19 protein-coding genes and 1 riboswitch are annotated in these 18597 nt (G+C 71.8%); of the genes, 14 read left to right on the top strand and 5 right to left on the bottom strand.

Annotation, left to right across the window (positions count from 1 at the left end):
- Nucleotides 1-11 precede the first annotated feature (11 nt).
- From B0675_RS28925 to sigK, 3 genes are all read right to left on the bottom strand, one after another.
- The gene (locus tag B0675_RS28925; RefSeq protein WP_081222549.1) at nucleotides 12-866 is read right to left on the bottom strand and encodes an MIP/aquaporin family protein; all 855 of its coding nucleotides are present in this window, start codon (nucleotides 864-866) and stop codon (nucleotides 12-14) included.
- Between the two features lie 204 nt (nucleotides 867-1070).
- Entirely contained in the window at nucleotides 1071-1808 is a 738-nt protein-coding gene (locus tag B0675_RS28920; protein ID WP_081222548.1) for an anti-sigma factor, read from the bottom strand.
- Nucleotides 1805-2401 (bottom strand): ECF RNA polymerase sigma factor SigK, encoded by a 597-nt coding sequence (sigK, locus tag B0675_RS28915; protein WP_081222547.1) that lies wholly within the window; start codon nucleotides 2399-2401, stop codon nucleotides 1805-1807. The genes B0675_RS28920 and sigK overlap by 4 nt, the downstream gene beginning before the upstream one ends.
- Nucleotides 2402-2765: 364 nt before the next feature.
- Between sigK and B0675_RS28910 the strand changes: the two genes are divergently transcribed.
- From B0675_RS28910 to B0675_RS28885, 6 genes are all read left to right on the top strand, one after another.
- Nucleotides 2766-3149, top strand: a complete 384-nt coding sequence (locus tag B0675_RS28910; RefSeq protein ID WP_081222546.1) for a hypothetical protein — start codon at nucleotides 2766-2768, stop codon at nucleotides 3147-3149.
- 143 nt (nucleotides 3150-3292) lie between these two features.
- The gene (locus B0675_RS28905) at nucleotides 3293-3655 is read left to right on the top strand and encodes a DUF6204 family protein (RefSeq protein ID WP_081222545.1); all 363 of its coding nucleotides are present in this window, start codon (nucleotides 3293-3295) and stop codon (nucleotides 3653-3655) included.
- Between the two features lie 61 nt (nucleotides 3656-3716).
- Complete coding sequence (locus B0675_RS28900; protein ID WP_081222544.1) at nucleotides 3717-4175, top strand: MarR family winged helix-turn-helix transcriptional regulator; 459 nt, start codon at nucleotides 3717-3719, stop codon at nucleotides 4173-4175.
- 76 nt (nucleotides 4176-4251) lie between these two features.
- Nucleotides 4252-5010 (top strand): IclR family transcriptional regulator, encoded by a 759-nt coding sequence (locus B0675_RS28895; RefSeq protein WP_081222543.1) that lies wholly within the window; start codon nucleotides 4252-4254, stop codon nucleotides 5008-5010.
- Between the two features lie 225 nt (nucleotides 5011-5235).
- Nucleotides 5236-6360 carry a PP2C family protein-serine/threonine phosphatase gene (locus tag B0675_RS28890; protein WP_081223947.1) on the top strand — a complete coding sequence of 375 codons (1125 nt, stop codon included), beginning with the start codon at nucleotides 5236-5238 and terminating at the stop codon, nucleotides 6358-6360.
- Nucleotides 6361-6415: 55 nt separating this feature from the next.
- A complete protein-coding gene (locus B0675_RS28885) occupies nucleotides 6416-7702 on the top strand; it encodes an MFS transporter (RefSeq protein ID WP_179165460.1) in 1287 nt (428 codons plus the stop codon).
- Nucleotides 7703-7825: 123 nt separating this feature from the next.
- Here B0675_RS28885 and B0675_RS28880 read toward each other — a convergent pair whose 3' ends face one another.
- Together B0675_RS28880 and B0675_RS42615 are read right to left on the bottom strand one after the other, a co-directional pair.
- Nucleotides 7826-8662: a glutathione S-transferase C-terminal domain-containing protein gene (locus B0675_RS28880; RefSeq protein WP_081222541.1), complete on the bottom strand. Its 837-nt coding sequence runs from the start codon at nucleotides 8660-8662 to the stop codon at nucleotides 7826-7828.
- Between the two features lie 125 nt (nucleotides 8663-8787).
- Nucleotides 8788-8853: a putative leader peptide gene (locus tag B0675_RS42615; RefSeq protein ID WP_323178258.1), complete on the bottom strand. Its 66-nt coding sequence runs from the start codon at nucleotides 8851-8853 to the stop codon at nucleotides 8788-8790.
- A gap of 36 nt (nucleotides 8854-8889) precedes the next feature.
- A riboswitch (SAM riboswitch) is annotated at nucleotides 8890-9034 on the bottom strand.
- 459 nt (nucleotides 9035-9493) lie between these two features.
- Between B0675_RS42615 and B0675_RS28875 the strand changes: the two genes are divergently transcribed.
- The 8 genes from B0675_RS28875 (at nucleotide 9494) to B0675_RS28840 (ending at nucleotide 18556) form a co-directional block, all read left to right on the top strand.
- Nucleotides 9494-10498 carry an amino acid ABC transporter permease gene (locus tag B0675_RS28875; protein WP_081222540.1) on the top strand — a complete coding sequence of 335 codons (1005 nt, stop codon included), beginning with the start codon at nucleotides 9494-9496 and terminating at the stop codon, nucleotides 10496-10498.
- A gap of 98 nt (nucleotides 10499-10596) precedes the next feature.
- Complete coding sequence (locus tag B0675_RS28870; RefSeq protein ID WP_107482934.1) at nucleotides 10597-11361, top strand: amino acid ABC transporter ATP-binding protein; 765 nt, start codon at nucleotides 10597-10599, stop codon at nucleotides 11359-11361.
- A gap of 170 nt (nucleotides 11362-11531) precedes the next feature.
- Complete coding sequence (locus tag B0675_RS28865; RefSeq protein ID WP_081222539.1) at nucleotides 11532-12557, top strand: ABC transporter substrate-binding protein; 1026 nt, start codon at nucleotides 11532-11534, stop codon at nucleotides 12555-12557.
- A 90-nt stretch (nucleotides 12558-12647) separates the two neighbouring features.
- Nucleotides 12648-13421: a GNAT family N-acetyltransferase gene (locus B0675_RS28860; protein WP_081222538.1), complete on the top strand. Its 774-nt coding sequence runs from the start codon at nucleotides 12648-12650 to the stop codon at nucleotides 13419-13421.
- 299 nt (nucleotides 13422-13720) lie between these two features.
- The gene (locus B0675_RS28855) at nucleotides 13721-14932 is read left to right on the top strand and encodes an LLM class flavin-dependent oxidoreductase (protein WP_081222537.1); all 1212 of its coding nucleotides are present in this window, start codon (nucleotides 13721-13723) and stop codon (nucleotides 14930-14932) included.
- A gap of 20 nt (nucleotides 14933-14952) precedes the next feature.
- Nucleotides 14953-16329 carry an NtaA/DmoA family FMN-dependent monooxygenase gene (locus B0675_RS28850; RefSeq protein ID WP_081222536.1) on the top strand — a complete coding sequence of 459 codons (1377 nt, stop codon included), beginning with the start codon at nucleotides 14953-14955 and terminating at the stop codon, nucleotides 16327-16329.
- Nucleotides 16326-17417 (top strand): LLM class flavin-dependent oxidoreductase, encoded by a 1092-nt coding sequence (locus B0675_RS28845; RefSeq protein WP_081222535.1) that lies wholly within the window; start codon nucleotides 16326-16328, stop codon nucleotides 17415-17417. Before B0675_RS28850 ends, B0675_RS28845 begins: the two co-directional genes overlap by 4 nt.
- Before the next feature lie 14 nt (nucleotides 17418-17431).
- Nucleotides 17432-18556 carry an LLM class flavin-dependent oxidoreductase gene (locus B0675_RS28840; RefSeq protein WP_081222534.1) on the top strand — a complete coding sequence of 375 codons (1125 nt, stop codon included), beginning with the start codon at nucleotides 17432-17434 and terminating at the stop codon, nucleotides 18554-18556.
- The last annotated feature ends 41 nt before the right edge of the window (nucleotides 18557-18597 follow it).

The raw sequence follows: 18597 nt of genomic DNA, 5'->3' as shown, positions 1-18597 counted from the left end.
AGTTCTGGGTGTCAGGGCTTGGGCTGCTCGGAGACCGGGATACGTCCCGCGGGCTCGGGCTCCGCCGTCGGCAGGAACCTGCCGATGAAGAGCTTGTACATGCCCGCGCCGACCAGTCCACCGATCAGGGGGCCGATGATCGGCACCCAGAAGTAGATGTTCCCGTACTGATCTCGCCAGGCTCCCCCGTATCCCGTGATGAAGCTCGCGAGACGGGGACCGAAGTCACGTGCCGGGTTGATCGCGTAGCCCGCGAGGGTGCCCCAGGCCATACCGATGCCCACCACGAGCAGACCCGTGATGAACGGGCCCAGGTTCGCCCCGGGAGGCGTGTTGAGCAGGTCCGTGATGGCCAGGATCACCAGCAGCAGAATGGCCGTGCCGATGATCTGGTCGCGGAACGCGCCCCACTCGTGGACCGGCAGGTTCGGGTTGCCGTTGGCCGGCAGGGTGGAGAACACGCCCTGGGTCTTGATGGTGTGTCCGGGGTCCGCCTTCGCCAGCGCGTCCGTGTAGTTCCAGCGCACGATGAGGGCCGCCACGAAGGCGCCGATCGTCTGCGCCACCATGTAGGGCGCCACCTTCTTCCAGGGGAACCCCTTGAAGGTGGCCAGCGCGAGCGTCACCGCGGGGTTGAGGTGCGCGCCACTGATACGTGCCGCGACGTAGACACCCATGGTGACGCCGATGCCCCAGGCCCAGGCGATGCTGTCGTGGTCGCCCAGACCGCCCGGTGGCGTGGTGAGCGCGCCGCCGGCGACCACTTGGGCCACCACGCCGCACCCGAAGAGGATGAGAATCATCGTGCCGAGGAACTCGGCCGACATCTCGCCGATTATCCCCAGCCTTTTAAACCGCTCAGCCATGGAAGCCCGCTTCCCGCCGGTTCAGGACCGGCCGACTACTGCCACCAGAGCCCTCCCTCACATCAGCATAGGATGATCAAGAGCTAACCGCATCAAAAGGGAAATATCGCGTTCTGATGCTCCGTGTGATGCGCGAAGTGCGCCCAGGTCGGGGCGTCGAGCGGCCGCTCGAGCCGCCGTCGGACGCGCGGAGGAAGGGGTGGGTCAGGCGGGCACCGTGACGATGCCGAGCGGCTCGCTGGTCGGCTGTTCCGATCCGCCCGCGGGCTCGGCCGTGATCCCCACGGCCGCGACGTCCTCCAGGGAGCCGCGGAGCACCTGGGCGTGGCCGCCGCCCGAACCGGGGAGCAGGCCCGCCGGGCGCAGGTCGCCGGTCTTCGCCGCGTACCAGAGTTCGTAGACCCTTTCCTTCCCCAGGCGCGGAAGGCCCGCGGCGACGACCGCCGCGCGGCCCTGCGTCCGGGAGGCCACGACGCTGATGTCGCCGCCGTCGTCCAGCTTCTGCGTCGTGATCGTGGCGTCCCCGGCGGTGACGATGTCGGTGACGGCGGCCGTCCTCGCCTGCTCGCGCGACGCCGCCGTCCGGGCCTCGTCGGCCTGCTGGTGCTGCCACACGGCGACACCGCCGAGCGCGGCGGCGACGGCGAGGCATGCGGCGAGCGCCACCCGCAGGACCCGGCCGCGCCGGCCGTTCGGACCGGGGATCGCGATGTGCTCCTGCCGGGTCCGGGTGATCCGGTCGAGGACCCGCCCGCGCAACTCGGGGGAGGGGTCCGCCTCGTGGCCCGAGGCGAGTTCGAGGGTGACGGCCGACAGCTCCGCCACTTCGTCCCGGCAGGCCGCGCAGTCGGCGAGGTGGTTGTCGAACGCCGCCTCCTCGTCCGGCGGCAGGGCGTGCAGGACGTACGCGCCGACGAGCTGGTGCTGGTCCTCGGTGGTCATGACCTGCCCTCCAGACACTTGCGGAGCTGCCGCAGCCCGGAACGCATCCGGGACTTCACGGTGCCGGCCGGGGTGGCCAGACAGGCGGCCACCTCCAGGTACGTCATGCCCTGGTAGTAGGCGAGCACCAGCGGCACGCGTTGATGCCGCTCCAGAGCGGCGAGGCAGTGCCGCACGTGCCGGCGGTCCTCGTGCCGCTCGACCGTCTCGGCGACCTCGTCGAAGGGGCGGTCCTCGGCCAGCAGCGCGCTGCGCTGCTCGCGGGCCGTGCTGGCCTGGGCGTGCCGGACCCGGTCCACGGCCCGCCGGTGGGCCAGGGCGAGGACCCAGGCGCGGGCGGCACCGAGTTCGGGGCGGTAGCGGTCCGCCGTCCGCCAGATCTCCACCATCACGTCCTGCGTCACCTCCTCCGCCTGCGCCTCGTCCCGCAGTACACGGCAGATCAGACCCTTCACCGGACGGGCGAGCGTGTCGTAGACGTCGGCGAAGGCGTCGTGATCACCCGTCGCGGCCCGCTTGAGCCGGGCGTCGAGCCATGCCTCGGCCGACGATCGCCGCGGCGCACCGTGTCCGTCCTGGCCGCTCTTCGACATCGCTCCCAGAATCCGTCCGTAGCTTCCTTCTCGTCGGTTCGACTCTCCGGCCCGGAGACCGTTTCCGCAGCCCGAGGGCTGCTGGGCCGGTGTCCGTCGCCACCCTCTATTCGTAGCCGCGCCGCCCCGCGTATGACCGTCGCGCCCTCCGGTACGGCCGGGGCGGCGGCCGTCCCGGGATGGTGACCCCCAGGCCGCCCGGAAACTTTTAGGGGTCTATCCTCATACATACCTTTTACGGCTCCGAATACCTCATGTCCCGCACATCGTGAGCCGCGGGTCGCATCGCACCGCAGGGTGTGAACTCCCGTGACGTCGGCTCGCGTTGTGCACGCCGATGACGCTTACGAGGGAGGTGAGTCCGATGACCGCACGCATCAGCACCCGGCGCCTGCTGGCCGGTGCCGCCGCGACAGGCCTGCTGGCCGGTGGTGCCGCGCTCGGCATGTCCGGTGTCGCCGCCGCAGCTCCGACACCGACGTCCGCGCCTTCAGTGGTCACCGGTGACCACCACGGCCACCACGACCGCTGCGAGTGGAAGAAGGGCCACTGGGAGAAGAAGTGGGTTCCTGGTCACTGGGTCAAGAAGTGGGTCGACCACGACACCTGGCACCAGGGTTACCGTGACAGCCACGGCGGCTGGCACCAGGGCCATCACAGTCACGACTGGAAGAACCAGTGGGTCTACGTCCCCGGTCACTGGGACCACCAGTGGGTCAAGGCTCACTGGGACTGCCACCACCGCTGAGCAGGAGTACTCCTGACCACGGGTGAGGACCGGGGCGAACCCGCTCCGGTCCTCGCCTGCGCGGTGGGGTGGGCGGTCGATGCGGTCCGGCGGCGTCGCAAACCCGGTGGAGTCGGCCGGACCCCGCTCGTTAGGCTGCGCGGATGACCACACGTACCTTCCGGATCACCGTTCGCGGAGTCTTCGACGGACTCAGCGCCGAGCAACGCGCCGAACTCCTCGCCGAGGCGGCGGAGCACGACGTCCTCCAGGCGGCCTTCACCGCCGAGGGACACCTCAGCTACGACCTGGCCGCCCGCCCGGCGTTCACCTTCCGCTTCCTGGACGCGGGAGAGGCCGAGGAGGACATCCTCGACGCCGTCGAACGGGCCGAGACCGCCGCGACGGCCTGGCTCACCGGCCGCGGCTACGGTTTCAAGCGCCTCAAGGCCCAGGGCGAGGACCTCTCCCAGGCCCCCCTCGGCAAGCGGCAGCGACGGGAGATCGCCCGGAACGCCACCCCCTGATCCCGTACACCTCCTCGACGCTTTCGCGCGTGGCTATGCTTGAGTAGTCAAGGAGGTGTCAATGAGTACCGGACTGGACGCGGCCCTGCGCCTGATGCGGGCGCAGGCCGCCCTGGTGAAGCGGTTCGACGCGCGTCTGAGCGGGCTGCACGGCGTGAGCCTCGCCGATTTCACGCTCCTGCTGCGGCTGTCCCAGGCGCCGGGCGACCGGATGCGCCGGGTGGATCTGGCCGAGGCGCTGGGTCTGACCGCCTCCGGTGTCACCCGGGGGCTCGTGCCCCTGGAGCGCATCGGACTCGTACGACGCGACGCCGACGCGCGGGACGCCCGGGTCGCCTACGCGGCGCTGACCGATACCGGCCGGGAACGGCTGGCGGAGATGCGCGTCACCGCCGATCACGTGGCCCGCGACGTCTTCGGCGAACCCGCCTGGACAGAGGACGACACGGGGCGGCTCGCCGACCTCCTCACCCGCCTCGGCGGCACCGGACTGGCCCCGGGAGGGGCGGCCCGCCCCTGAGCCCGCGAGGCCGACCGGGATCCTCCTCCGGCCCCCGCGCCTTGCCTGCCCCGTGACCTCGGCGCACCCTGGTCACATGGGAGCTCGCGACGGGCCGACGCTCATCACCTCCGTCCAGCGGGCCTTCCGCCTCATGGAGGCGGTGAGCGCGCACGAGAACGGCGCGCCCGCGAAGCAGCTGGCGCGCGAGACCGGTCTGCCGCTGGCCACCGCCTACCACCTGCTGCGGACGCTGGTCCACGACGGATACGTCCGCAAACTCGACGACGGCGGGTTCATCCTCGGCGACAAGGTGCGCACGCTGCACACCAGGGGCCGCGGACAGGAACTGCTCGGCCGGGTCCGCCCCACGCTCGCCGCGCTGCGCGACGAACTCGCGAGCGCCGCCTACCTCACCTTCTACGAGGACGGTGAGATCCGGGTCGCGGAGATCGTCGACGGTCCCCGGGCGCCCCGGGTGGACCTCTGGGTCGGCTTCGAGGACGCGGGACACGCCACCGCGCTCGGCAAGTCCGTCCTGCGCGAGATGGACGAGGAGACCCGTGACGACTACCTCGCCCGGCACACCCTCGCCGATCTCACCCCCCGCACCATCACCAGCCGGCCGGAGCTGCTGCGCCGGCTCGCCTCGTCGCCCGTGGCCCCGGCGGTCACGGACCTGGAGGAGTACGCCCTCGGTACCGTGTGCGTCGCCGTGCCCGTCTACAGCGGGGACACGCTCGGCTCGCTCGGGGTCTCCCTTCCGGCGGATCGGCTGCCCCGGATCCGGGAGGTGCTGACACGGCTCGTCCCCACGGCGAACCGGGTGACGCGGGGACTGTCGCTCACTATCTGAAATCCCGCTCCTTGCGGTCCTTACCTCGAACGTATTTCCTAGATGAAACGGACATTTCAGGAAGAATCTAGGTGAGGACTGCGCCCGGATATGAGTCAGGACCGAGAGTACGTCGGCGAACACGGACGGAAACGTACGCGCAGGAACCGCATTCTCGGTACCGGAGCGGCGGCGGGCGGTCAGCGCGCCGCCGCCCGTGTCGCCCTCGGCACCCCCACGCTTCCCGTGCTCGTCGTCGTCGCCGTGGCGCTCGTCGACCTGACCGCCGGAACGAGCGTGATCTGGCTCTCTCTGCTGGCCGCGGGTCCCGCGCTGGCCGCCGCCACCAGCCGGCCGCGCGGTGTCCTCTGCGTCGGGCTCCTCGCCGGGATCCTCGCCGCACTGCTGGGCCTCCAGGGCGGGGTCCACGGCGGCGAGCAGGCCGCGGTCCTCTCCGCCCTGGCCGCCGTCACCGTCGCGAGCGCCCTGACCAGCGCGCTCCGGTGGCGCCGCGAGCGGGTGCTCGCGGCGGTCCGTTCGGTCGCCGAGGCCGCGCAGCACGCGGTCCTCGCGCCCATCCCGTCGAACGTCGGGCCTTTCCAGGTGGCCGTCCGTTACAGCGCCGCCGCGGCCGAGGCCCGGATCGGCGGAGACCTCTACGCGCTCGTCCCCACGCCCTACGGCGTCCGGATGATCATCGGCGACGTCCGGGGAAAGGGACTGCCCGCCGTGGGCACCGCGGCGCTGGTGCTCGGCATCTTCCGTGAGGCCGCCTACGACGAGCCCGACCTCCTCGCCGTGGTCGGCCGGATCGAGCGGAGCCTGGCCCGCAACCTCGGATACGACGACTTCGTCACCGCCGTCGTCGCCGGCTACCCGGAATCGGGCCGGCTGGAGGTCGTCAACTGCGGACACGCGCCGCCGCTGCACGTCCGGGCCTCCGGGCATGTGTCGTCCGTCGAGCCCACGTGCCCGGCGCCGCCGCTCGGACTGCGGGGACTGACGGGCGAGACGCCCAGCCTGCAGGTGCTCCCCCTGGCCGACGGGGACCAGCTTCTCCTCTACACCGACGGGGTCACCGAAGCCCGTGACCACGGACGGGCGTTCTATCCCCTCGCCGAAGGCCTCGCCCGGCACGTCTGCGACGAGCCGGCGGCCACCCTGGACGCCCTCGACGCCGAACTGCAGGCGCATGTCGGGGGACGGCTCCACGACGACGCGGCCCTGCTGCTGCTCCGCAAGCCCACGGTTCAGGACCCGGTGGAGCCGGCACCCGCCCTCCTCGCGGGCCCCGGCGCCCTGACGACCGCCGCCCGGAGCGGCCCCGTGAGCCCGGGGTCCGGACTGGGCTGCGGGATGGTCGCGGACTAGCGCGACTGGCCGGATCACGTCGCTCGGCTGCCGGGGGGCCCTAGGGTGCCTGGCCGTGACGGTCTCTCTTGGTGCATCGACGTTGTGGCGCGACCGGCGGTTCGTCCTGCTCACCTCCGCACGGGTCGTCTCCGTGCTCGGCAACGGCTTCGCGCGCGTGGCGCTCGCGTTCGCCGTGCTGGCCCTGCCCGGAGCGAGCCCGGGGCGGCTGTCGCTGGTCCTCGCGTGCCAGGCCGTGCCCCAACTGGCGTTCATCCTCGTGGGCGGAGTGATCGCGGACCGGATGTCGCGCTCGCGGCTGATGGTCCTCGCGGACGCCCTCGGCGCGGGGGCCTACGCCGGACTGGCGGCGATGGTGCTCACCGGACACGCGCCCCTGACAGCCATGTGTCTGCTGGCGGTGGCCGCCGGAACCGCGTCGGCGCTGTTCGCGCCGGCGATGGACGGCATGGTGCCGCTGGTCGTCCCGCGGGACCGGCTGCAACGGGCCAACGGACTGCTGCGGGTGGCCACCAACAGCTCCCTGCTGCTGGGCCTCGCCCTCTCGGGCGTGACGGTCGCGCTGGTCGGCCCCGGGTGGGCGCTCGCGCTCAACGCCGCGTCGTTCGTCGTCAGCGCGATGCTGACCGCCCGGCTGCGGGTGACCGCGAGGCCACGCGGCCGGACGTCGGGATGGGCCGATCTGCGGGAGGGCTGGCGGGAGTTCTCGTCCCGGCAGTGGCTGTGGTCCGTGGTGGCGCAGTACGCGGTGGTCGTCGCGGCGCTCAACGCCAACGTCGGTGTCCTCGGCCCGCTGACGGCCGAGCGGCACTTCGGCGGAGCGAGGGCGTGGTCGGTCATCGTGGCGGCGCAGGCCGTCGGCACCGTCGCCGGCGCGGGACTCGCCGCCCGGGTCCGCGTGCGCCGCCCTCTCCTGGTGGCCGTCCTGTGCACCTTTCCGGCCGCCGTGCCGATCGCCCTGCTCAGCGTGGCGGCACCGGTCTGGCTGATCGCCGGGGCCATGTTCGGCACCGGTGTCTCGTCGGACGTCTTCGGCGTCCTGTGGGCCACCACCATCCAGCGGGAGATCCCGGAACAGGTACTCTCCCGCGTCAGCTCCTACGACTGGTTCGGCTCCCTGGCTCTCGCACCGCTCGGACTGCTCGTGGCCGGGCCCGTCGCCACCGCCGTGGGGACGGACAGGGCCCTGGCGGGGTGTGCCGCCCTGATCGTCCTGGCCACGGCGGCCACCCTGCTGTCGCCCCAGGTGCGCACCCTCCGCGCCCCCGTCGGCCCACCCCGGGCGCCGCTGCCCGCGCCCCGGGCCGCGGAGTGCCGGACGGACGAGGAGACGGCGGGCTGACGCCTGGGGGCTGCCGTCGTCGCGGGCGCGCGGCGAGGTGCGCGGGCCCGCGATGACGCCGTCCGCGGTGGTCGTCGGCGGGAACCGTGCGCAGGTCGGCCCGTTCTCCCGCGGGGCCGGGGCTCAGGCCGCGGCGCTCACCCCGTCGTTCCCGGTCCGGAAGGCGGGCAGCTCGCCGAGACGGTGGACGTAGTCGCGCAGGCGCGGGTGGGCGCACAGGGCCCCGGCCGGGGTGAGCTGCGAGAGAGCCACCCACGCATCCACGTCGGCGGCCGTCAGACTGTCGCCCAACACATAGGTGGCATGCGTGAGTTGGCAGTCCAGGAGGTCCAGTGCCGCGGTGCGGTCCGCGGGGCGCGCGGACGGCGTGACGTCCCGGTCGAGAAGATCCCGAAGGGCCTCGATGTCGGCGCTCAGGGACGGCGGGAGCAGGGTGGGTGCGTGGCCCGCCGTGTGTCCGGACGGCAGGCCCGTGAGATCGCGGAGGATGTCGGAGGTGTCGTTGCTGACGATGCGTCCGGTCCAGCGGTCGCAGAGCGCGGGTGCCGTGAACGGTCCGTCGTAGTGGTGCTCGGTAGCCTCGTAGGCGCGGCGCAGCGAGGCGAAGGCGTCGGGGGTTCCGGCGGGGTGGGTGAGCAGCGTCGTGGCGACCGAGTTCGTCAGTCCCAGCAGGCCGAGGGTGATGGAGATGCGCAGCGAGCGCGGACAACTCGCCGCCAGATACACCTCGTAGCGGTGCGGCGCCGGGTAGAAACCGCCGGCGAGTCCGACGCCGATGCGGCTGTGGGCGGCCCGGGGGAGGGGTGGTGCGGACGCCTCGGAGCGGGCGGCCGAGGGCGACGGAGCCTGGCCGCTGGCCGGGGCGAACGGGTCGTCTCCATCACCGGCGCGGGTGGTCGTACTCTGGCCGCAGGGACGGGAACCGGCTGTGCTGGAACCGCGCGAAGCTGTCTCGGGCATGACTCTCCCTAGGGGGAACGAGGAAGCCATCGCCGCCCTGTGGGCATGGGCGTGGGCGATGAGCGGCTGGAGGCGAAGCGACCGCGCCGACGCGCGGGCCAGGACTGAAACGGGCCGGCAGCGGATCAGTAGGCGCTGGAGACGCGCAACAGATCGATGTGCAGGCGCCTCGTCAGGTCGTTCCTCGGCATTCTCACCGGTCCCACCTCCGGGGCTCGCGGGACGCGAGACCACGCTTGCCCCACCGCACCGGCGGGACCCGGTCGTCACCCGGGGCACCCCGTCGCGGTGGAAGGGTTGCCTGTCAGCGAGCCGGGGCCGATGACCACAGGAGCGGGCGAACCCGCGCCGTGGGCGCTGACAATCGTGACCGTCCGTGCCAGTCTCGACGCGCCCCGCGGCGCCGTCAAGAAGGCGGGTGACGCGGTCTCACCTGGTGGGCACCCGCATTGACATTCTTTTCGGGCCGGGCCTAACGTGCGGCCCACAACGAGATGCCTCAGGGCCGGAGAAGTGATGGTGACGGCGATGTACGCAGCTGACGGGACGGCCGCATGGCGGCGCCTCGGCCGCGACGTGCTGTGCGCGGACCGCTCCGTCGACCTCCTGCGTGTCAACAGCGCACTGTGTACGGGCATGTGTCGCACCCTCCGCCAAGGCTGACGGTTCTTCTTCCGCGTCTCTGACGACCACCGCTGTCGCGGTGTCCCCCTCTCCGTCCAGCCCCCGTTCCCCGTGCGCCCGTGTCCCGTCATGTGCTGAGCCCTCACGGCTCCACATCACGCTGCCGCTCGCCGTGGTCCGGGGTGTCCGAATCCGCTGGAGCTCTCCATGAGTGAATCTCCGGGCATAGCTGTGTCCTCCGGATCAGCGCCGCCCGCCGAGGTGATCCCCCGTTCCGACGTCCCCGCCGCGCCGAAGCCCCTGACGGCTCAGCGCGTCCTGCCGCTCCGGCGTCCCGGCCGCTGGATCATCACGGCCGTCGTGCTCGTACTGGTGGCCCAGGTCGCCCACGGCCTGGTGACCAACCCCTTCTACCAGTGGGACCGTTTCCAGTACTGGTTCCTGCGTCCGAAGATCCTCGACGGCCTGCTCATCACCCTCGAAGTCGCCGCTTACAGCGCGGTGTTGGGCCTGCTGGGCGGCATCCTGCTGGCGCTCGCCCGGCTCTCGCCCAGCCCCGTGCTCCGCGCCGTGAGCTGGGTCTACACCTGGCTCTTCCGCTCGGTGCCGCTCATCGTCGTCCTGCTGTTCCTCTACAACTTCAGCGCCCTGTACAAGACGCTGAGTGTCGGAGTGCCGTTCGGGCCGGCCTTCTTCTCCTTCGACGAGTCCCGCCTCGCCACCGACATGGCCGTCGCCGTCATCGGCCTCAGCCTCAACGAAGCGGCGTACGCCTCCGAAGTGGTGCGCGGCGGTCTCCTCTCGGTCGACCAGGGGCAGCACGAGGCGGCTTCCGCGCTGGGCCTGCCGAAGCGGTACCAGTTCGCGAGGATCGTCTTCCCGCAGGCGCTGCGCTCCATCACCCCCAACTACGTCAACCAGCTGATCGGCCTGATCAAGGGCACCTCCCTGGTCTTCTACGTCTCCCTGCTGGACCTCTTCGGTTCGGTGCAGAGCATGGGCAGCACCTATCCCGGCGACATCGTGCCGCTGCTCCTGGTCGCCACCGCCTGGTACCTGATCCTGACCAGCGTCGTGTCCGTCATCCAGTTCTACGTCGAGCGGCACTACTCGAGGGGCGCGCTGCGCACCCTGCCGCCGACCCCGCTGCAGAAGGTAAGGAACGGCCTGCGCGACACGCGGGCCCGACTCCGCAGGGAGACGGCGACATGAGCGGCGAAGCGCGTACGACGACGGTGAGGACGACGACGGCCGCTCAGGACGCGGCGACGGAGGCGGCCTCGACCGCCGAGGCGATCGGGGCGCTGGAGATCCAGCCCGCCGCGGTCGAGGTGCACGACGTGCACAAGTGGTACGGCGCCCACCAGGTCCTGGACGGGGTGGAGTTGACCGTTCGGCCCGGCGAGGTCACAGTCATCCTCGGACCTTCGGGGTCGGGCAAGTCGACGCTCCTGCGGGTCATCAACCACCTGGAGAAGCCGGAAGCGGGTCATGTCAGCCTGAACGGCGAGCTCATCGGGGTCCGCCGGCACGGCGAGCGCCTCAAGGAACTGAGCGAGCGCGTCATCCTCGGCCAGCGCAGCCGCATCGGGTTCGTCTTCCAGAACTTCAACCTCTTCCCGCACCTGACCGTGCTGGACAACGTGGCCGCCGCACCGGTGGCGACGGGCAAGCTGTCCAAGCCCGAGGCCCAGCAGCTGGCCCGCGACCTGCTCGCCCGCGTGGGACTGGCGGACAAGTCCGGCGCGTACCCGAGGCAGTTGTCGGGCGGACAGCAGCAGCGGGTGGCCATCGCCCGGGCGCTCGCCCTGCGGCCCGGGGTCATCCTCTTCGACGAGCCGACGTCCGCGCTCGACCCCGAACTGGTCGGCGAGGTGCTCGCCGTCATCAAGGACCTGGCCAGGAGCGGCACCACCCTCGTCATCGTCACCCACGAGATCGGCTTCGCCCGCGAGATCGCCGACCGCGTCGTCTTCATGGACGGCGGCCGCATCGTCGAACAGGGGCCGCCCGCACAGGTGTTGGACCGCCCTCGGCAGGAACGCACCAGGGACTTCCTGAGCAAGGTCCTCTGACTCGCCGCTGCGACCCCCGGCCCGCGCCCCGACGCCGGGCACCAGTCGGCCACCTGTCGGCGCGAGCCCCCGCAGGGCCCGCCGGCCCGAGCGACACGCCCACCTCACGCCGCGGACCCGCCGGGACCGCGCCCCCACACCCTCACCGCACCCACCCGACAAGGACAGTCATGCGCACCCTCCCCTCGAACAGCAGAATTCTTCGCGGCGTCACCGCCACCGCGGCCGTCGCCTCCCTCGCCGCCGGGCTCGCCGCGTGCGGGGGTGACAGTGACGCGGCGACCCGGACCCAGGACGCCTCGGCCGGATCGGTCACCGTCGGCGCGCTCTCCAACGGCGCTGCCAAGGAGACGAAGTTGAAGGTGTCCGAGGTGAAGTCGATCAGTGCGGAACTGCCCAAGTCGGTCGCCAAGAGCGGCACGTTGAGGATCGGCGTCGGCGCGTTGCCCGCCGGATTCGCGCCCCTCGCCTACGTGGGCGGGGACCAGAAGACCCTCACCGGCGCCGAACCCGACCTCGGCCGCCTGGTCGCCGCGGTCCTCGGACTCGAACCGGAGGTGAAGAACTCGACGTGGGAGAACCTCTTCGTCGGGATCGACAGCGGCAAGGTCGACGTCGCCTTCTCCAACGTCACCGACACCGAGGAGCGCAAGAAGAAGTACGAGTTCGCCTCCTACCGGCAGGACAACCTCGGCTTCGAGGTCCAGAAGAAGAGCACCTGGAACTTCGGCGGCGACTACCGGAACCTGGCGGGCAAGACGGTCGCGGTGAGCGCCGGCACCAACCAGGAGAAGATCCTCCTCGAGTGGAAGGCGAAGCTCGCCAAGGAGGGCAAGAAGCTCGACGTCAAGTACTACCAGGACAACAACGCCACCGCCCTGGCCCTGTCCAGCGGAAAGATCGACGTGTCCTTCGGCCCCAACCCCGGCATCGCCTACCACGTCACCCAGACCGCCAAGACGCCCAACCCGACCCGCAACGCGGGCACGTTCTCCGGTGCGGGGGAGTCGCTCCAGGGTCTGATCGCGGCCACCGCGAAGAAGGACAGCGGGCTCGCCAAGCCGCTCGCCGACGCCATCAACCACCTCGTCAAGAACGGCCAGTACGCCAAGTGGCTGGCCGCCTGGAACCTCTCCAACGAGGCCGTGGACACCTCCCAGGTCAACCCGCCCGGTCTGCCCCTCAGCAACTCCTGAACCACCGCCCACCTCAGGGGACTCCGCCGTCACGCGGCGGGGTCCCGGGGCGCGTCCGGCCGCTTTCCCGATACGGAGACCCGCACCGTCATGTCCACCAGCGTCCACCCCGCCCCCTCCCCGAGCCCGACCGCACCGCACATCCTGGACAACGCGGCCTGGGCCGCGCTGACCGGTCCGCACGCACACCTCGCGGAACGCCTGGGCCGAGCCGCCCGCTATCCCGCCGACGTGTCCCCGTTCACCGCCCTCGCCGACCCCGCCGACCCCCGCTCCTGGGCCGATCTCGCCGAACTCGTCGGTCCCGGCGCGGTCACCCCGGTCACCGCGGTCCAGACCGTGCCCGACGGCTGGACGACCGAACAGAGCGGCTACGGCGTCCAGTTGGTAGCGACGGGACTGGACACCGCGCCCGCTCCGGAAGCGGTACCGCTGGGACCCGCGGACGTGCCCGAGATGCTCGACCTCATCGCCCTCACCCGGCCCGGCCCCTTCCTGCCCCGCACCGTCGAACTCGGCACCTACCTCGGCATCCGGAAGGACGGACGCCTGATCGCCCTGGCCGGCGAACGTCTTCGCCCGCCGGGCTGGACCGAGATCAGCGCGGTGTGCACGCATCCCGACCACCGCGGACAGGGTCTCGCGACCCGCCTGGTCCGCGCGGTCGCGGCCGGCATCAGGGACCGCGGAGACATCCCCTTCCTGCACGCCGCCGCCGACAACACGAACGCCATCCGCCTCTACGAGTCGATCGGGTTCACGCTCCGCCGCCGGACACGGTTCGTCCTCGTGCGCTCGCCCGGTGACCCTCGGAAGACCCGGAACGGGCACGAAGGTTCCGGGCAGCCGGAAGAAAAGGCATAGCCGTGCGGTTGTGCCTGTCCAGGACCACGTGGCGCCCCACCGGGGACCCGCGAGGGCCGGGCGGACCAGGTGCCCCGGAGCACCGGGGCGGGAGGGCGGAGGTGAGGCCGGTGCGTCGCCTGAGCCACCGCCGCGCGCCGAGACCGCTCACGCCCCGCCGCCTGCACCTGTACGGCCGGCCGCACATCGATCTGCTGCGGGTCGCCGGCGCGCTCTGTCGCCCCTGACCCGTTCCCCCGCAGCCGCGTCCCGCTCCGCCGGGACGGGCTTCCTCGTACGGTCGATCAGGAAGGCACCCCGTGTCCTCGTCACCCACACCTCTGCACCTCGCCGTCGCGCTGGACGGCGCGGGCTGGCATCCGGCCGCCTGGCGCGAGCCGGTCGCCCGCCCCCGCGAACTGCTCACCGCCGCCTACTGGACCGACCTGGTCTCCGAGGCCGAGCGCGGCCTCCTCGACTTCGTGACCATCGAGGACGGCCTCGGCCTCCAGTCCTCCTCGCCCACCGAACCGGACGGCCGCACCGACCAGGTCCGCGGCCGCCTGGACGCCGTCCTCATCGCCTCGCGCATCGCGCCCCTGACCCACCACATAGGCGTCGTACCGACCGTCGTCGCCACCCACACGGAGCCCTTCCACATCTCCAAGGCGATCGCCACCCTCGACTACGTGAGCACCGGCCGCGCCGGTCTCCGCGTCCAGGTCAGCGCCCGCCAGAACGAGGCCGCCCACTTCGGCCGCCGCACGATCCCCGCGATCCGGTCCGAGGAGTACGACACCCCCGCCGTGCAGGAGGTGGTGACCGACCTCTTCGACGAGGCCGCCGACCACGTCGAGGCCGTCCGCAGGCTGTGGGACAGCTGGGAGGACGACGCCGAGATCCGCGACGTGGCCACCGGCCGCTTCATCGACCGCGACAAGCTGCACTACATCGACTTCGAGGGCCGGCACTTCAGCGTCAAGGGCCCCTCGATCACCCCCCGCCCGCCCCAGGGCCAGCCGGTCGTCACCGCCCTGGCCCACGCGACGATCCCGTACCGGCTGGTCGCGAGGTCCGCGGACATCGGCTACGTCACCCCGCACGACGCCAGCCAGGCCCGCGCCATCGTCCAGGAGATCCGCGCCGAACAGGCCGCGGCCGGCCGCGCCGACGACACCGTGCACGTCTTCGGCGATCTGGTGGTCTTCCTCGACGAGGATCCGGCCGCCGCCCAGGCCCGCCGGGAACGGCTGGACGCGACGGCGGGCGAGCCCTACACCAGCGACGCCCGGATCTTCGCCGGGACACCCGCCCAGCTCGCCGACCTGCTCCAGGAGCTGGCCGCCGCGGGGCTCTCCGGCTTCCGGCTGCGTCCCGCCGTCCTGGGACACGACCTCCCCGCGATCACCCGCGGCCTCGTGCCCGAACTCCAGCGCCGGGGCGTGTTCCGGACCGCCTACGAAGCCGACACCCTGCGCGGACTGCTCGGGCTCGCCCGCCCCGCGAACCGTTTCGCCGCCACCACCGCCTGAGCCGGAAGGACCCCCCGACCATGAGCAAGCCGCTCAAGCAGATCCACCTCGCGGCGCACTTCCCCGGCGTCAACAACACCACCGTGTGGAGCGACCCCGAGGCCGGCAGCCACATCGAGTTCAGCTCGTTCGCCCAGTTCGCGCGGACCGCCGAGCGCGCCAAGTTCGACTTCCTGTTCCTCGCCGAAGGTCTGCGCCTGCGGGAACAGGGCGGCAAGATCTACGACCTGGACGTCGTCGGACGCCCCGACACCTTCGCCGTCCTGACGGCGCTCGCGGCCGTCACCGAACACCTCGGCCTGACCGGCACCATCAACTCCACCTTCAACGAGCCCTACGAGGTGGCCCGCCAGTTCGCCAGCCTCGACCACCTGTCCGATGGCCGGGCCGCCTGGAACGTCGTCACCTCCTGGGACGCCTTCACCGGTGAGAACTTCCGCCGCGGTGGCTTCCTGCCCCAGGACGAGCGGTACTCACGCGCCAAGGAGTTCCTGGCCACGGCGAACGAACTCTTCGACTCCTGGCGCGGCGACGAGATCGTCGCCGACCAGGAGAGCGGCACCTTCCTCGACGACGCCAAGGCCGGCGCCTTCGTCCACCGGGGCCGGCACTTCGACATCGAGGGCCAGTTCAACGTCCCGCGCTCCCCGCAGGGCCGCCCGGTGATCTTCCAGGCGGGGGACTCCGAGGAGGGCCGCGAGTTCGCCGCCGCCGGCGCCGACGCCATCTTCAGCCGCTACGCCACCCTCAAGGAGGGCCAGGCCTTCTACACCGACGTCAAGGGACGCCTCGCGCGGTACGGGCGACGCCACGACGAGCTGCTGATCCTGCCCGCCGCGACCTTCGTCCTCGGGGACACCGACGCCGAGGCCGAGGAGCACGCCCGTGAGATACGGCGCGCGCAGGTCAGCGGCGCCACCGCCATCAAGCACCTGGAGTTCGTCTGGAACCGCGACCTGTCCTCGTACGACCCGGACGGTCCGCTGCCCGACATCGACCCGGACCTCGGCGAACACACCATCGCCCGGGGCCGCGCCCAGGTCCGGATGTACCGTGACCCGCTGGCCACCGCCCGCGAGTGGCGGGAGCGGGCGGCCGCCAACAACTGGTCCATCCGGGACCTCGTCATCGAGACCGGGAACCGGCAGGCGTTCGTCGGCACCCCGGCCACCGTCGCCGAGACCATCAACGACTTCGTCCAGGCCGACGCCTCCGACGGCTTCATCCTCGTCCCGCACATCACACCCGGTGGCCTGGACTCCTTCGCGGACAGCGTCGTCCCCCTCCTCCAGGAACGCGGTGTCTACCGCACCGCGTACGAGGGCCGCACCCTGCGGGACCACCTCGGCCTCGCCCACCCCGACGCCGGGGCGCGGACCGACCGGGCCGCGTCATGAAGTTCCTGGCGATCACCCTGATCGTGCACGCTCCGCATCCAGTGACCGGCGTCAAGAAGCCGACCGACGACCGCTTCCGCGAGGTGATCGACAACGCGCTGCTCGCCGAGGAACTGGGATTCGACGGGTTCGGAGTGGGGGAGCGCCACGAGCGTCCGTTCATCTCGTCCTCCCCGCCGGTGGTGCTGAGCCACATCGCCGCGCTCACCTCGCGCATCCGGCTGTTCACGGCGGTCACCACCCTCAGTCTCCTCGACCCGGTTCGCGCGTACGAGGACTACGCGACGCTGGACCATCTGTCGGGCGGGCGCCTGGAGCTGATCGTCGGAAAAGGGAACGGCGCGGCGCAGCGGGAGCTGTTCCAGGTCACGACCGACGACCAGTGGGACCGCAACGCCGAGAGCTACGAGGTGTTCCGGCGTATCTGGCGGCAGGACAAGGTCACCGCGGCGACCCGCTTCCGTCCGGAGCTCCACGAGGCCGAGGTGTGGCCGCGACCGCTCCAGCAGCCCGTCCGCGTCTGGCACGGCAGCGCCACCAGCAAGGAGTCGGTCGACCTGGCCGCCCGGTACGGCGACCCGCTCTTCTCCGCCAACGTCACCAACACCATCGAGCCCTACGCCGAGTTGATCCGCCACTACCGCGAGCGCTGGGTGCACTACGGCCACGATCCGGCAGCCATCGCGGTCGGCGCCGGCACCGCCGGCTTCTACGCGGCGCGGACCTCCCAGGAGGCACTCGCCGACTACCGGCCCGTGTTCGAAGGCAACCTCGCGTTCCAGAGACGTCTGGGTCTGGAACCCGTGTTCCCCACCCTGGAGGACTTCGTGGAGCGCAGCTCGGCGCTGATCGGCAGCCCCCAGCAGATCATCGAGAAGGTGCACCGCTACCACGAGCAGTTCGGGCACAGCGTGCTGCATCTGCACGCCGACGCGGGCGGACTGACGGACCGCCAGCACCGCACGGCGCTGGAACTCTTCCAGTCGGACGTGGCACCGGTGCTGCGCCGCGAGATCCCCGATCCCCCGTTCACCTGGGGACCGGTCCTCGCGCCGCCCACCGGCCACCCCGTGCCCGCCGACCACTGAGGAGCCGAACCGTCATGTCCGACATCCCTCTCGGCGTCCTCGACCTGGTCCCGATCCCGTCCGGCTCCACCGCCGGCGAGGCGCTCCGCAACTCCGTCGACCTGGCCCGCCGGGCCGAGGAACTCGGGTACGCCCGCTACTGGTTCGCCGAGCACCACCTCAACCCGGGCGTCGCCGGCACCTCACCCGCGGTCCTCCTCGCCCTGACGGCATCGGCGACCTCGACCATCAGGCTCGGGTCCGGCGCCGTCCAGCTCGGCCACCGCACCGCCCTGTCCACGGTCGAGGAGTTCGGCCTGATCGACGCGTTGCATCCCGGGCGTCTCGACCTGGGGCTGGGCCGCTCGGGTGGAGCCCCTCCGGGTGGCACCGCCGCCCGGCCGACCACCACGCCCGTCGTCGACGGGCTCACTCCCAACGGGCTGCGCATCCCGCCCCGTTTCTCGTTCGAGCACCTTCTCGGATCACCGCGCGTGGCCCTGCAGCGCACCCTGCTGCAGCAGCCGAACGCGGTGTCGCAGGAGTACGGCGAGCAGATCGACGACGTCCTCGCCCTCCTCGGCGGCACCTACCGGTCGGCCGACGGCGTCGAGGCGCACGTCGTCCCGGGCGAGGGCGCGGATCTGCAGCTGTGGATCCTGGGCAGCAGCGGCGGCGTGAGCGCCGAGGTCGCCGGCCGCAACGGCCTGCGGTTCGCGGCGAACTACCACGTCAGTCCGGCGACCGTGCTGGAGGCGGCCGAGGGCTACCGCGCCGCGTTCCGGCCGTCGGACGTCCTCGACAAGCCGTACGTCAGCGTGTCCGCGGACGTGGTGGTCGCCGAGGACGACGCGCGAGCCCGTGAGCTCGCCACCGGCTACGGCCTCTGGGTCCGCAGCATCCGCAACGCCGAGGGGGCCGTCCCGTTCCCCACACCGGACGAGGCGCGCGCCCACGTGTGGTCCGCCGCCGACCGCGCGCTGGTCCAGGACCGCCTCGACACCCAGTTCGTCGGATCCCCGGGCCGGGTGGCGGACCGACTGGCCCAGCTCCAGGAGGCCACGGGGGCGGACGAGTTGCTGATCACCACGATCACCCACGACCACGCGGACCGGGTGCGGTCGTACGACCTGCTGGCCGAGGAGTGGCGCACACGGTGAACCGCCGCCGGACGGAGGCCGGGCGGATCACCCGCCCGCCC

Source organism: Streptomyces sp. M41(2017), assembly GCF_002078175.1.
In the GTDB taxonomy this organism is placed as follows: Bacteria; Actinomycetota; Actinomycetes; order Streptomycetales; family Streptomycetaceae; genus Streptomyces.
This window is presented reverse-complemented; position numbering and strand designations above follow the sequence as displayed.

Coding starts and splice junctions, on each gene's coding strand:
- B0675_RS28925 (WP_081222549.1), bottom strand. CDS start 866: ATGGCTGAGCGGTTTAAAAGGCTGGGGATAATCGGCGAGATGTCGGCC.
- B0675_RS28920 (WP_081222548.1), bottom strand. CDS start 1,808: ATGACCACCGAGGACCAGCACCAGCTCGTCGGCGCGTACGTCCTGCAC.
- sigK (WP_081222547.1), bottom strand. CDS start 2,401: ATGTCGAAGAGCGGCCAGGACGGACACGGTGCGCCGCGGCGATCGTCG.
- B0675_RS28910 (WP_081222546.1), top strand. CDS start 2,766: ATGACCGCACGCATCAGCACCCGGCGCCTGCTGGCCGGTGCCGCCGCG.
- B0675_RS28905 (WP_081222545.1), top strand. CDS start 3,293: ATGACCACACGTACCTTCCGGATCACCGTTCGCGGAGTCTTCGACGGA.
- B0675_RS28900 (WP_081222544.1), top strand. CDS start 3,717: ATGAGTACCGGACTGGACGCGGCCCTGCGCCTGATGCGGGCGCAGGCC.
- B0675_RS28895 (WP_081222543.1), top strand. CDS start 4,252: ATGGGAGCTCGCGACGGGCCGACGCTCATCACCTCCGTCCAGCGGGCC.
- B0675_RS28880 (WP_081222541.1), bottom strand. CDS start 8,662: ATGCCCGAGACAGCTTCGCGCGGTTCCAGCACAGCCGGTTCCCGTCCC.
- B0675_RS28875 (WP_081222540.1), top strand. CDS start 9,494: ATGAGTGAATCTCCGGGCATAGCTGTGTCCTCCGGATCAGCGCCGCCC.
- B0675_RS28865 (WP_081222539.1), top strand. CDS start 11,532: ATGCGCACCCTCCCCTCGAACAGCAGAATTCTTCGCGGCGTCACCGCC.
- B0675_RS28860 (WP_081222538.1), top strand. CDS start 12,648: ATGTCCACCAGCGTCCACCCCGCCCCCTCCCCGAGCCCGACCGCACCG.
- B0675_RS28850 (WP_081222536.1), top strand. CDS start 14,953: ATGAGCAAGCCGCTCAAGCAGATCCACCTCGCGGCGCACTTCCCCGGC.
- B0675_RS28845 (WP_081222535.1), top strand. CDS start 16,326: ATGAAGTTCCTGGCGATCACCCTGATCGTGCACGCTCCGCATCCAGTG.
- B0675_RS28840 (WP_081222534.1), top strand. CDS start 17,432: ATGTCCGACATCCCTCTCGGCGTCCTCGACCTGGTCCCGATCCCGTCC.